We start from the raw sequence: 12,032 nt of genomic DNA, 5'->3' as shown, positions 1-12,032 counted from the left end.
CGTCTGTCTCTCGCCGACGACTCAACGACTGAAATACGGTATCGAAGCGGGCCTCCACCCTCGAGACTGCCGAATCCGATCTCGGATTCTCGTGAACGAACGTTATATAAATGTCTTGTCGTCGCAAAACTGCGACGGAATTTGCACGCTCGCGATGGAAAACGCGGTACACCGTCGCGGGATACCGCCGGCGACCCCGAGACGCCGTCGACCGGGCCGTCGGTCGGGGTGTATATTCGGCCTCGAGACGCTCAGTCCCGGGGCGACGGCCGACGCGACGGGTCGTTCCAGAACCGGGCGAGAACGATCACGCCAACGGCACAGATTCCGAGGCCGACGAGCGCCAGCGACAGTCTCCCGATCGTCGACAGCATTGACGCATCGAGCGTCGCCCACGACGCGCTCACGAACGTGAGCCCGATGATCGTCAGCGCGGCGCCGACGTCGATCCGGGTTCGGTTCTCGTCGATCACCAGTCGCCCGATCGCGATGGCGGCCATCGCCGCACAGAAGCCGACGAGAAAGGCGACTGGCGTCATCCGTCGTGCCTACACAGGCCGGTGTCGTAAGTGTGGTGGATCCTGCCCTCGAAACCGAACTATTTCCCGTAATCGCGCCGATGACGGTCGTATGCAGGTACTCGTCCACGGCGGCGCCGGGAGCGAGCCGGACGAACCGGAACCGAGACGGGCAGTCCTCGAGCGAGCGGCCCAGGACGGCGCGACACGGTCCGCGCCGGTCGACGCCGTCGAGACGGCGGTTCGCGTTCTCGAGTCGGAGCCGCGGTTCAACGCCGGCGTCGGGAGCGCGGTCCAGAGCGACGGTGAAATTCGCACCGACGCGGGCATCATGACCGACGAGCGAGCCGTCGGCGCCGCGTGTTCGATGCCGGGCGTCGAACACGCCGTCAGCGTCGCCCGACGCGTCATGGAGGAAACGCCCCACGGGTTCGTCTCCGGCGATCACGCCGTCTCACTGGCCGAGGCCTTCGGCGTCGAGACCGGCGTCGACCTCTGGTCGGACCGAACGCGCGAGCGCTGGGGCGACCTCGAGGACGTGCCGCCCGCGGACGATTCGGCGGCCCAACTCGAGTGGATCCGCGAGCGCTACGGGCGGACGGATCCCGGCGGTCGCGAGAGCGACGGCGCCGACGCCGAATCGGCGGCGACGGAGCCACCCACGGATCGCGACCACGACACTGTCGGCGCCGTCGCTTTCGACGGCGAGTCGCTGGCCGCGGCGACCTCGACCGGCGGCCGGTGGCTCGCTCTCGCCGGCCGCGTTGGGGACGTCCCGCAGGTCGGATCCGGCTTCTACTGCTGTCCCTCGGCCGCGGTCAGCGCGACCGGCGCCGGCGAGGACATCGCCCGCGCGACCCTCTCGAGGCGGGTCGCTCGTCACGTCGAGCGGGGTCGAAGCGCCGACGAGGCCGCCGAACTCGCCGTCGAGGAGTTCGCCGAACTCACGGGATCGACCGCCGGCGTCATCGCTATCGACGCGCGTGGAACCCTCGGGTCGGCGTACAACAGCGCCGCGATGCAGACCGCGCGGGCAACGCGGCGACCCTGAGGTCCCGTTCGCCGCGATTTCCGCTCGAGAGCGATGGGGGTCCCGACTCGAGTCCGCACCGCAGTCACTGAATTCGCCTCCGAATTTCGACGATTGACGTCAGGTATATTTATTATCGTCGTAGCCGTCGTCGAGAGTGATGCTGGAAACTCCCTACTACGCGCCGCGACGCTGTCCGCACTGCGAGACGACGCTGTCGAACGTGCAGGGCGTCGCCACCTGCGCGGAGTGTACGTGGACCGACGGCGAGCGCTGATCGGCGTCGCGGGCGGACGGTCCGCCGGTCCCGGTCCGTACCTCGTACCGGCGGGATCGACCGCGACCTCGAGTCGAGACGGAACCTCTTTTTGTCGACCGGTACAACCCCGGTGCATGGCCGAATCCGAGGTGGACCTTGAAGCCGAGAAGTACGAGAAGCACCGCGAAGCGGGGCGAATTCTCGCGCAGGTGCGCGAGGAGACCGCCGAGCGCGTCGAGGTCGGCGCGAGCCACCTCGAAATCGCCGAGTACGCCGAGGATCGCATCCGCGAACTCGGCGGCAAGCCAGCCTTCCCCGTCAACATCTCCGTCGACGAGGAGGCCGCCCACGCGACGCCGTCGATCGACGACGAGACGACCTTCGGCGAGGAGATGATCAACCTGGACATCGGTGTCCACGTCGATGGCTGGCTCGCCGACACGGCGATCACCGTCGACCTCTCCGGGAACCCCGAACTCGCCGAAGCATCCGAACAGGCTCTGGAGGCCGCCCTCGACGTTATCGAACCCGGCGTCGACACGGGCGACATCGGCGCCGAGATCGAGGACGTCATCGACGGCTACGGCTACAACCCCGTCGTCAACCTCACCGGTCACGGCCTGGGCCACTGGGAGCAACACACCAGCCCGAACATCCCCAACCGCGCCGTCTCGCAGGGGACGACCCTCGAGGTCGGCGACGTGGTCGCCATCGAGCCGTTCGCGACCGACGGCGGCGGCAAGGTCACCGAGGGTGCCAGCGAGGAGATTTTTGCCCTCGAGCGCGAGGGCTCCGTTCGCAACCGACAGGCCCGTGAAGCCCTAGAACAGATCACTGAGGAGTTTCGCACGCTGCCCTTTGCGACGCGCTGGCTCGAGACCGACCGCGCCGAGATGGCCGTTCGCCGACTGAAGCGTAACAACATTCTCCACGGCTACCCGGTCCTGAAAGAGGACGACGGCTGTCTCGTCAGCCAGAAAGAACACACGATAATCGTCACCGAGGACGGCTGCGAAGTGACGACAGCAGCCGAGTAGCCGTACGCTGCGCCGTTCTCGAGTTTCTCTTCTCGTCGGTTATTCCAACAGTCGAGAGGCGACTGGTAGGGACACGGCGATTTGAAGCGAGGACAGAACGAGGGGGGTAGAGCGGGAAGACCGGCAACGAGGGCGATCGTAGCGCGGTCGTTGGAGTTGTCGAACGCCGATTCAGACGGATCGGAACCCGTTTCGTACGGATTACTGTCGGTCAGTTCCGGCCCGACGCGAGCTGTTCTGCGGTCGAGTGGTAAATCGGTACAGCAATCCGTCTCAAGCGTTGTTCATCCGCTGACTCGTCCGATTGCCACACCGCTGGCACTCGGCCACGCGGTAGGGCTCGCGCGAGAACTGCGCGTTTTCCTTCTTGAGGCTCTCGGTTCGGATCTGAACGGAGACCTCGTGGAGGGTATCCAGTTCGCAGTCGTCACAGTGCTCGGTCATCCCGTTAACGGAGTCGTCTGTCGTTGCCATTACCGAGTCCTTTCGGTAGTATGTGCTTAAACCTCTGTTTCATTTCGAGTGCCGAGTCGAAAATCGTAACAGAACGAGAGACATGCGTCGATAACGCCGTTACCCTGTTTATACGCCACTTTGACGGGCCTCGAGTGACTTCATCAGAATCGACATCTCTCCAGTTGACTCCGATCGTTGTCGAGAACTCAAACGAAATGGCAGTGCTAGCACAGTTTCCGGAACTCGTGCTCGTCGGATCACTGAACGGCCGCGCGACAGACTGCCACAGCGTATCAGTCACTACTAAGGCTCGCCCCGGTTGCTGTCTTCCATGGAACAGGTATTCGCACCGTGGCGCATCGAGTGGATCAAACGCGACGAGGGAACCCCCGAAATCGACGACTGCGTCTTCTGTGAACTGCCCGACCTGGACGACGACGTGGACAACCTGATCCTCGCCCGAACCGAGCGTGCCTTCGTCATGCTCAACAACTACCCGTACAATCCCGGCCACGCGATGGTGATTCCCCACGCTCACACCGGAGACTACACCGACCTCACCGACGAGCAACTGCTCGAGCACGCCCGACTGAAACAGCGCACCTTCGACGCCCTCGAGAAAGCCCTCGAACCCGACGGCTTCAACGCCGGGCTCAACCTCGGCGACGGCGCCGGCGGCTCCATCGACGACCACCTCCACACCCACGTCGTCCCGCGCTGGGAGGGCGACACCAACTTCATGCCGGTCCTGAGCGACACCTCGGTGATCGTCGAAGCGCTCGCAGACACCTACGAGCGCGTCCGCGAGGCCTTCGCCGAGCAGGACGGTGCGACCGCTTCGGACGACGGCGCGGTCGTCTTCGACTGATACGGGTTGCGGTACCGATGGACCGGCGAAACCGCCGCCCGGGTCGCGGGTGCGCCGGAGATGACGTACAGTAAACCGTATGAGACACCCTCGCTCGGCCGCGAGCGACGGCGTCCGTTCCGTCGACTCGAGCGCCGACTCGCGTCGGTGCCCGAAACCAGCAAACGCCGCGGGGCGTCCGGACGCTTTTGCCACTCCACAACGTGGGGTATGCTGACATGGAGTACGAAGTCGTACACACCGACGACGTCCCGACGACCGACCTCTCCGACGTCGACGAGGTGCCGCCGGATCTCCAAATCAAGGCGCTAGACGAGGCCCTCGGCACCGACGACGTCCAGCTCAAGCTCTGGTACTTCGAGCCCGGCGAGGAGATCCAGTACCACGCCCACGCCGAGCAAGAAGAGCTCTACTACGTCCTCGAGGGCGAGTTCTCGCTGAAGCTCGGCCGTTCAGGTGAGGAAGAGTTCGTCGACGCCGGCCCCGGAACGTTCTGGATCGCAAAGCCCGAAGTCGGACACGGCCACCGAAACGTCGGCGACGAGGAGGGCGTCGTGCTCGCGATCGGCGCGCCGGCCGTCGACGATCCCGGACTCGATCCACACGAGATCGACGACGAGTGACTGCCGTCCCCGGCGCGTAGGTTCAGACGGCCTCCCGCCCGTCAGCTCCTTGTGGCCGCGCTTCGCCGGGTTTCGGTTCCGGCGGGCCACAGGACGGGAGCCCGTCTCAGGCGTACGTCGAATCGACGTAGTCGAGGATTCGCTCCGATTCGGCCATCGTGACGCCGTACTCGTCGTCGACGACGACGGGCACCTGTCGCTGGCCGGAGATCCGCTTGACCTCGTCGCGCTTCGAGTGCAGTCCTTCGACCCAGACGCTTTCGTACTCGATCTCGAGTTCGTCGAGGCGATCCGCGATGAGTTCGCAGTACGGACAGCCCTCGAGCTGGTAGAGCGTGACCATACGGCCCCGTTCGGCCCGGATCGACAAAAGGATGCGTGTACGCGTGCCGTGACATCGACTGCCGCGGCACGGAGGTTTTTGGGGTTCGCCGGACCAGTCGAGGTATGCCACCGACCGACGGCGACGTCCTTCCGGCGTTCGAGGCGCTGTTGTGTGACGGGGAGACCTTTCGTTCGACGCCGCTTTCCGAGGCGCTCGGCGACCGCGGCGGCGTCCTCATCTGTACCGGCTTCGCGTTCAGCGCGATCGCACAGAACTGGTGGAAACGCTTCGTTCGCGCCGGCTGGGGCGAGTTCGAGGACGTGGCCGTCCTGGGCGTCAGCCGCGACGGCCCCTACGCGCAAAACGAGTTCCTGCGCTGGCTCGCCGAGCCCGCGTTTCGCTTTTTCGCGGACGTCGACGGCGAGATCAGCGAGTCGCTCGACCTGCTGGCCGACCGCGATCACATGGCGAACGTCTCGACGCCGTGGCGGTCAGCGTTCGTCGTCGACGCCGACCGCGAGGTGCAGTTCGCGTTCGTCGCCGACGACTGGATCTCGCCGTTACCCCGCGAGGAGATCGAAGATGCGGTCGCGTCGCTTCCCGTCGGGACCAGTTGACCGTCCGGACGCCCGCTCGCACGGCCGTCGTGTGAGCGGTGTGTAAACGGTTTCCCCTGGGATAGTCGAGATGGAACTGATCGACGGGGTTCTTTCGGGTGTCGAACGAAGGCCGCCGTGTTATTATCTATTCACCGAAGGGTATTAGTGATTGTCATGATTGGGATGCCACAATGTCGCGCCCTCCCTCTTCGCGACTGCCCAGTTCGTGGTCGGTAAACGGCACGTCTTCCCGTTCGAGTCCGAACGATGGTGTTCCACTAGGCCTGTTGATAATCGTCGGCCTCGGTTTCCTCGGCATGCTGTTGAGCCTGTTCTCCTCGTTTGCATTGATCGGCGAAGGCTACGGGGTGCTCGGTGCGATACTCCTCGGACTGGCTGCGCTCGAGGCCGTCGTTCTCGTCGGCCTCCTGAAATTGCAGTTCTGGGCGTTCGCGATCGCGATCGTCGTCTACAGCCTCGGGGTGATCCTCGATCTCGCTGCGGGCCAACTCTTCGGTCCGCTCATCAGCATCGTTATCGTGAGCTACTTGCTCACGATTTCGAACCGATTCGACTATAGTAGTCCGTGAAACGACTTACACACTGATCGCAACGCTGTCTGTCGATCAGGTGTGCATTGACTTTCACTGACTACTATCGCATCCCGAGTCGGTCCGGCGAGTCGCCGGCTCAGACCGGCTCGCCGAAGGCGTACATCGTCTCGTGGGCCGTCACCTCGAGACCGCGCTCCGACTCACCAGCCCGATTCGTCCTGCTCGACGAGCCGAATTGCGTGATTCAACAGCGGCTTCGCGAGGTAGAGCGTCGTGTCTCTGTGTAGCGCTTGCAGGAGCGTTTTCGCGTCGTCGCTATCAAGGCGGTCGTTCGAGTACGCGTACAGCACGACACCGATCGAGCCGTGGACTTCGACTCCCCGATCGGCGGCGACTGTTCGTGCGTCGAGGTCGTCAGTTAAGAGGATCGTTTCCGTCCGCTCTGCGAGGCGAAGCGCCGCCGTTTCGCCGGGATCGAGATCCGGGTACGGGTCCTCGGTGCTGGTGACCTCGCGTATTTCCGCGTCGAGGTCGTCTACTCCGGTCGGTACTGTTCCAGCTTCGAGTTCCCCGAGCACGGCGTCCGGGATGTGAATTTCGTCGAACACGGAGAGCAGCGAGAGCGCATCGGCCTCGGCGAGATGGATGATCGGTCCGGTGTCGGTAACGACTGCCGTCGGCATTCACGACGACCCGGTTCCGAGACCCCACTCGATGTCCGACTCGACGGCGGCTTTCGCTCGTTCGATTTCGCGAAGGCGTTCCGACCCGAGCTCCTCGAGCGCCGCTTCCCGCTCGATCTCGCCGGCGAGATATCGATCGACGACGACGTCACGCCAGAGGTCCTCGAGACCCTGTTCGACCGCTTGCTGGATAATCTCGGATTCGTCGAGGTCGCGATGCCGCGCGATTTCTCGAACGCGTTCAGAAACCTCTGCTGCCATACCCGTACGTGATGGCTCGAGCGGTATAATGATTCGCTCGAGTCTAGACCGGCTCGCCGAAGGCGTACATCGTCTCGTGGGCCGTCACCTCGAGATCGACGAAGTCGCCGGGCTCTAAGCCGTGCTCGCTCGCGTTTTGCACGATGAGCTGGCGGTACGCGGAGTCACGACACTTCACCGAGTCCGCCGTCCCGTCCTCGACGACGAGGCAGTCATCGCGACGCTCGCCGACCATCGCCTCGTAGGCCTCGCCGACGATCTCGCGCTTGGCCGCGCTCATCTCCTTCGAGCGTTCCTTCTTGATCGTGCCGCCCAGTCCCTTCATGTCGGCGGCGTCCGTTCCGGGACGCTTCGAGAACCGGGTGACGTTGACCTTCTCGGGGCGGGTCTCGCGGAGCAAGGCCATGGACTGGTCGTGATCGCGGTCCGTCTCGGTGGGGAAGCCGACGATGAAATCCGTCGAGAGCGTCCAGTACTCGAGCGCGTCGTCGAAGGCGTCGATGACCTCGAGGTACTCGCTCACCTGGTGCTGGCGGCGCATGTCGCCGAGCACGTCGTCGCTCCCGGACTGGACGGGCGCGTGCAGGAAGTCGTAGAGTTCGTCGTACGCCGCGAAGACGTCGGCCAGTTCCTCGCGGATGCCGTGGACGCCTTTCGGGTTGGCCATCCCGACGCGGACGCGGAAGTCGCCCTCGAGCTCGCAGATTTCAGCGAGCAAGCGATGGAGCTTCCGTTCGCCCTCGTCCCAGCCGTAGACGCCGGTGTCCTGGCCGGTGATACGGATCTCTTTCGCGCCGGCGTGAATCAGCGCGCGGGCTTTCTCGACGTTTTCCTCGATGGGGGGCGAGTCGATTTTGCCCGTCGCGTGTTTCGTGATGCAGTACGAGCAGTCGGACATGCAGCCCCGCGCGATGGGGAGGATGCCGACGACGCCGTCCAGAATCGGGTCGGCGTCGGGGGTCGTCGTCGGACACTCGCCGTTGGTGACGGCCTCGGGGACTTCGTCCCAGTGAAGCACCTGCCCGTCGACGTCGGCTCGCGCGAACTCCTCGCCCTGTGCGAGGGCCATACAGCCCGTGACGTACAGGTCCGCGGTCGCCTCCGATAACTCCTCGGCGCGACGTAACATGTTGCGCTCGGTCTTCTCGACGACGGTACAGGTATTCAGGATGGCGACGTCGGCCTCGTCGGGGCCGTCGACCCGGTGGTGGCCCGCGTCGCGGAGCCGCCGCTCGATTTCGCGGCTCTCCCCGCGGTTGGACGTACAGCCGTAGGTTTCGATGTGGTACCGGGCCATTCGCGTGTTCGCCCATCGGGGCTCGCGGCTCAAAAGCGCGACGAATCCCCGGCGTACCAGCCGGGACGTGCCAGTCCGTCGCGTTCCCGCTACGAGTCGCTGCGGGGGAAGGGGGCGTCAGCGCTCCGACGGGGCGTCGTTCGAGAGGAACGCCCACAGGAGGAGCGCGACGATCCCGACGATTCCGATCGCGATCGTCGCGGCGAACGGGAGTTCGATCTCGAAGAACGCGAGGACCGTCCGGAGTTCGACGAGGATCACGATCAGCAGCGCGACCAGAAGGAGGAGACGAGGGAAGGTGAGCCGCATTCATCGATCACCGAGTGATCCCGGCCAGGATCGACTCGAGGACGAATCGGGCGTCGCCGATCGACTCGATGAAGACGGGGAACGGGCTGACGTCCGGTCCGAAGAGGCCGCCCCTGCTAACGATGCTGGCGAGGGGGATCGAGTACGCTAGCACGACCAACACGGCCGCGATGGCGACCCACAGCTTCAGGTTGTCGAGGACCGGTGGCGAGTCCTCGGGGCCGGATAGCGGTCTGGGGATCGACCGTTCGTCGATCGGTTCGCTGTCGTGGTTGAACAGCGTCAAGAGCATCAGCGCAAGGAACAGCATCGTCGAGAGGAACAGGAGCACGCCACCGAGGGCGAGCTGGGCGTTCAGTTCGCCCACCGATCCGGCGGCGACCTCGAAGTCGAAGCCGTCGTACTGCGGTTCGGCAGTCCGCCGCGGCATCCCGATCAGCCCGCCGCGGTACATCGAGTTCGTCATGAAGATGATTCCGACGAACCAGAGGAGGACCTGGAACAGCGCGACGCTTCGTCCGACGAGTCGGTTCCCGGTCAACTGGGGTACGAGCCAGTAGGAGCCGGCCATGAACGTCAGCGCGACGGCGGTCCCGACCTGCGTGTGGATGTGGCCGGGCACCCACAGGGAGTTGTGGACGAGGTAGTTGATGTTCATCCCGGCGTTGACGATGCCGGTGAAGCCGCCGAACGCGAAGACTAGGCCCGCAAGCGCCATTCCGGTGAACGCCGGCTCGCGCCACGGCAAGGACTTCAGCCAGCCGAAGTAGCCCTCACCGCCGCGCTGGCGGGCGCCGTGTTCCATGCTGGCGACGACGGTAAACGCCGTCAGCAGGCTCGGCAGCAACAGGAACATCGTGTTCGTCATCGCGATGAATTTGAACCCTTCGGCGATGCCAGGGTCCAAGTACTGGTGGTGGATCCCCACCGGCGTCGACAGCAGGATAAAGAGGATGAACACGACGCGCGCGAGCGGATCGCTGAACAGCCGACCGCCGGAGAGTTTCGGCAACAGGATGTACCACAGCAGGTACGCCGGCAGCAGCCAGAAGTAGACGACCGGGTGACCGAAGTACCAGAACAGCGTCCGGGTCAGCGTCGGATTGATCGATTCGACGAGGCCGATCGACCACGGAAGGATAAACGCCAGAATCGCCACGGCGACGCCGATCGAGGAGATATACCACATGATCATCGTCGTCAGTACCATGAACGTCGGCAGCGGGATGCGCTTGCCCGGGTTGTCCCCTTTCCAGGCCCACCAGGTTCGGAACCAGTCGGCGCCGGCGAGCCAGGTGCCGACGACGAACACCACGAGACCGATGTAAAAGAGCGGATGCCCTTGCAGCGGCGCGTAGAACGTAAAGAGCACGTCCGCGCTCACGTCGATCGCGTCGGTGAAGCCAGCAAGAATCGCGAACGCGGCGAGTAGCGTTCCGAGCACCATCAACCCGTACCAGCCCCAGGTAAAACGCATGTCGACGGGTTCGCGCTCGAGGCTCTCCGTGACCGCCCACTGGTAAACGCCGACGAGGAAGAAGATCGTAAACGAAATCACGAGAAAGACGCCGTGACCGGTAAGGACGGTGTAGTAGGTCGTCGACTCGATCGGTCTGAAGATATCTGTCCGGTGAAGCGCCTGGATGAGACCGAAGAGCGCGCCGACGCCGAGCGCGACGAACGACGTCAGAAACGCCTGCCGAATCAGTCGCGCCTGCTTCGGAAACGCGTCGACGAACGTGTTACTCATCGTCGTCCCCTCCGTCGTCCTCGGTTTCGTCTTCGAGCTGGTCGACGACGGTCACGGTGCCGCTTTCCTCGTAGTCGTCGACGGTGACCGACCAGTCGTGGTCGCCCTCGCCGAGGTCGGCGGCGTCGACGCTGATCGTCGTCTCGTACGTGCTGTCACCCTCGACCGTAACGTCCTCCGTGACCGTCTCGTCGCCGATCTCGGCCTCGATCGTCGTCTCGAGGTCTTCGAGTTGGCCGTTTTCGACGGCGATCTCGAGGGTAACCTCGTCGTCGTCCTCGAGTGCGACCTCGTCGTCGGCTTCGACGGAGAGTTCGGTGAGATCGAACTCGTCTTCGGGAAGCACGTGGAGCTCGCCTTCCATGTTGTGGTGGCCGGAGCCGCAGTACTCGTTGCAGACGATGCCGTACTCGTCAGGCTCGTCGAATTCGACGGTCATCGTCGAAATCTCGCCGGGAATCGCCATCGTGTTGGTGTTCGTCCCGACGACGCTGAAGCTGTGTATCACGTCTCGAGCGGTCACGTAGAACGTGACTTCGCTGTTTTCGGGAACTTCGATAGGATCGGGCTGGAAGATGAACGTCTGGGCAATGACGTACGCTTCGTACTCGTTCTCACCGACCTGTTCGACTCGTGGGTCGTCGAAGCGCTCGTCCTCGCCGAGTTCGCCTGGCTCGATGGTGTCTTCCTGATCGCCGACCATCGTGATGCCAAGCGCGACCGAGCCGTACGTGATCGTCGCGATGAAGCCGACGATCAACACCATCGCCGCCACTAACCAGAGCTTCTCGTACGTGTGGATCTTCATGCCATCACCAGCACCATCGGCGTCGGATCGTTGCCGAGGAACTCGATAAAGTACGTGAACACCCACATTAACACGAGGATCACGAAATACAGCAAGATCAACGCGACCGTCCCCAATGGATCGTACTCGTCGTGTTCGATCGTCCGATCCGGCGCCGATAACTCGTGTGTGTTCCCGTCTGGCATACCTCCGTCTCGACAACGACTACCCGGATAAAACATTCATAGGGAACCACTACAGTCAGCAATTACGTTAGAAATACGCGCTCGCGCCAAGCGAATAGCCGATCGTTACGGAAGGCCGTGCGAGCGTATCGATCGGTTACCCACGCTTGGAACTGATCCTCTTCGAGTAGCGTATCGAACGCCGCCCGTCCCCTGTGTTCGGAACGCAGCGACGATTCGACGGTTCGATTGTAACCGCTGTGGCCGTTCAGCTATCGGTCGTCCCCTGCTCGTTCGACAGTCGGTCGTAGTTGTCGTCGATGACGTCGACCACCGCGAGCAACGCGCCGAGGACGACGGGGCCGAAGAACAGCCCCATGATGCCGAACGCGTAGATGCCGCCGAGCACGCCGAGAATGATGACCGCGGGGCTGATCTCGGCGAACTGGTCGACGACGATCGGTCGCAGGTCTGTCTCTTATACACATCTC

Annotated in this window: 16 protein-coding genes and 1 pseudogene; 6 read left to right on the top strand and 11 right to left on the bottom strand. The window is 63.8% G+C overall.

The annotated features are described in order from the left end of the window. Nucleotides 1–251: 251 nt before the first annotated feature. Nucleotides 252–539, bottom strand: coding sequence for a hypothetical protein (locus C493_RS06180; RefSeq protein ID WP_007258559.1), 288 nt, complete (start codon nt 537–539; stop codon nt 252–254). 91 nt (nt 540–630) lie between these two features. Between C493_RS06180 and C493_RS06175 the strand changes: the two genes are divergently transcribed. Next, nucleotides 631–1,569 (top strand): isoaspartyl peptidase/L-asparaginase, encoded by a 939-nt coding sequence (locus C493_RS06175; RefSeq protein WP_007258558.1) that lies wholly within the window; start codon nt 631–633, stop codon nt 1,567–1,569. Nucleotides 1,570–1,941: 372 nt separating this feature from the next. Next, the gene (map, locus tag C493_RS06170; protein ID WP_007258556.1) at nt 1,942–2,844 is read left to right on the top strand and encodes a type II methionyl aminopeptidase; all 903 of its coding nucleotides are present in this window, start codon (nt 1,942–1,944) and stop codon (nt 2,842–2,844) included. 273 nt (nt 2,845–3,117) lie between these two features. On the opposite strand, the gene C493_RS06165 is transcribed toward map, so the two are convergent. Next, entirely contained in the window at nt 3,118–3,318 is a 201-nt protein-coding gene (locus C493_RS06165) for a DUF7835 family putative zinc beta-ribbon protein (RefSeq protein ID WP_007258555.1), read from the bottom strand. 313 nt (nt 3,319–3,631) lie between these two features. Between C493_RS06165 and C493_RS06160 the strand changes: the two genes are divergently transcribed. Both C493_RS06160 and C493_RS06155 read left to right on the top strand, forming a co-directional pair. Beyond that, nucleotides 3,632–4,168 carry an HIT family protein gene (locus C493_RS06160; protein ID WP_007258554.1) on the top strand — a complete coding sequence of 179 codons (537 nt, stop codon included), beginning with the start codon at nt 3,632–3,634 and terminating at the stop codon, nt 4,166–4,168. Nucleotides 4,169–4,386: 218 nt separating this feature from the next. Beyond that, entirely contained in the window at nt 4,387–4,791 is a 405-nt protein-coding gene (locus tag C493_RS06155) for a cupin domain-containing protein (RefSeq protein WP_007258553.1), read from the top strand. Between the two features lie 106 nt (nt 4,792–4,897). Here the strand turns inward: C493_RS06155 and C493_RS06150 are convergent, their stop codons facing one another. After that, nucleotides 4,898–5,134: a glutaredoxin family protein gene (locus C493_RS06150; protein ID WP_007258552.1), complete on the bottom strand. Its 237-nt coding sequence runs from the start codon at nt 5,132–5,134 to the stop codon at nt 4,898–4,900. A gap of 104 nt (nt 5,135–5,238) precedes the next feature. Here C493_RS06150 and C493_RS06145 point away from each other — a divergent pair, with 104 nt between their 5' ends. Then, nucleotides 5,239–5,733: a redoxin domain-containing protein gene (locus C493_RS06145; RefSeq protein WP_007258551.1), complete on the top strand. Its 495-nt coding sequence runs from the start codon at nt 5,239–5,241 to the stop codon at nt 5,731–5,733. Between the two features lie 269 nt (nt 5,734–6,002). Then, nucleotides 6,003–6,305 carry a hypothetical protein gene (locus tag C493_RS06140; RefSeq protein ID WP_007258550.1) on the top strand — a complete coding sequence of 101 codons (303 nt, stop codon included), beginning with the start codon at nt 6,003–6,005 and terminating at the stop codon, nt 6,303–6,305. Between the two features lie 164 nt (nt 6,306–6,469). Here C493_RS06140 and C493_RS06135 read toward each other — a convergent pair whose 3' ends face one another. From C493_RS06135 to C493_RS22085, 8 genes and pseudogenes are all read right to left on the bottom strand, one after another. Further along, nucleotides 6,470–6,952: a hypothetical protein gene (locus C493_RS06135; protein ID WP_007258549.1), complete on the bottom strand. Its 483-nt coding sequence runs from the start codon at nt 6,950–6,952 to the stop codon at nt 6,470–6,472. Next, a complete protein-coding gene (locus C493_RS06130; RefSeq protein WP_007258548.1) occupies nt 6,953–7,213 on the bottom strand; it encodes a hypothetical protein in 261 nt (86 codons plus the stop codon). A gap of 43 nt (nt 7,214–7,256) precedes the next feature. Next, nucleotides 7,257–8,510: a tRNA (N(6)-L-threonylcarbamoyladenosine(37)-C(2))-methylthiotransferase gene (locus tag C493_RS06125; RefSeq protein WP_007258547.1), complete on the bottom strand. Its 1,254-nt coding sequence runs from the start codon at nt 8,508–8,510 to the stop codon at nt 7,257–7,259. Nucleotides 8,511–8,627: 117 nt separating this feature from the next. After that, complete coding sequence (locus C493_RS06120; RefSeq protein ID WP_007258546.1) at nt 8,628–8,819, bottom strand: hypothetical protein; 192 nt, start codon at nt 8,817–8,819, stop codon at nt 8,628–8,630. Between the two features lie 7 nt (nt 8,820–8,826). After that, on the bottom strand, nt 8,827–10,569 hold the full coding sequence (locus tag C493_RS06115; protein WP_007258545.1) for a b(o/a)3-type cytochrome-c oxidase subunit 1: 1,743 nt from the start codon (nt 10,567–10,569) through the stop codon (nt 8,827–8,829). Beyond that, complete coding sequence (locus C493_RS06110; RefSeq protein WP_007258544.1) at nt 10,562–11,377, bottom strand: cytochrome c oxidase subunit II; 816 nt, start codon at nt 11,375–11,377, stop codon at nt 10,562–10,564. The genes C493_RS06115 and C493_RS06110 overlap by 8 nt, the downstream gene beginning before the upstream one ends. Then, nucleotides 11,374–11,562, bottom strand: a complete 189-nt coding sequence (locus C493_RS06105; RefSeq protein ID WP_007258543.1) for a hypothetical protein — start codon at nt 11,560–11,562, stop codon at nt 11,374–11,376. Before C493_RS06105 ends, C493_RS06110 begins: the two co-directional genes overlap by 4 nt. Nucleotides 11,563–11,809: 247 nt before the next feature. Then, nucleotides 11,810–12,010: pseudogene (locus tag C493_RS22085) on the bottom strand (AI-2E family transporter); the annotation flags it as partial. Nucleotides 12,011–12,032: the final 22 nt, after the last annotated feature.

This window comes from Natronolimnohabitans innermongolicus JCM 12255 (assembly GCF_000337215.1).
In the GTDB taxonomy this organism is placed as follows: domain Archaea; phylum Halobacteriota; class Halobacteria; order Halobacteriales; family Natrialbaceae; genus Natronolimnohabitans; species Natronolimnohabitans innermongolicus.
Note: the sequence above shows the minus strand (reverse complement) of the source record. Positions and strands in the feature narration are given on the sequence as shown.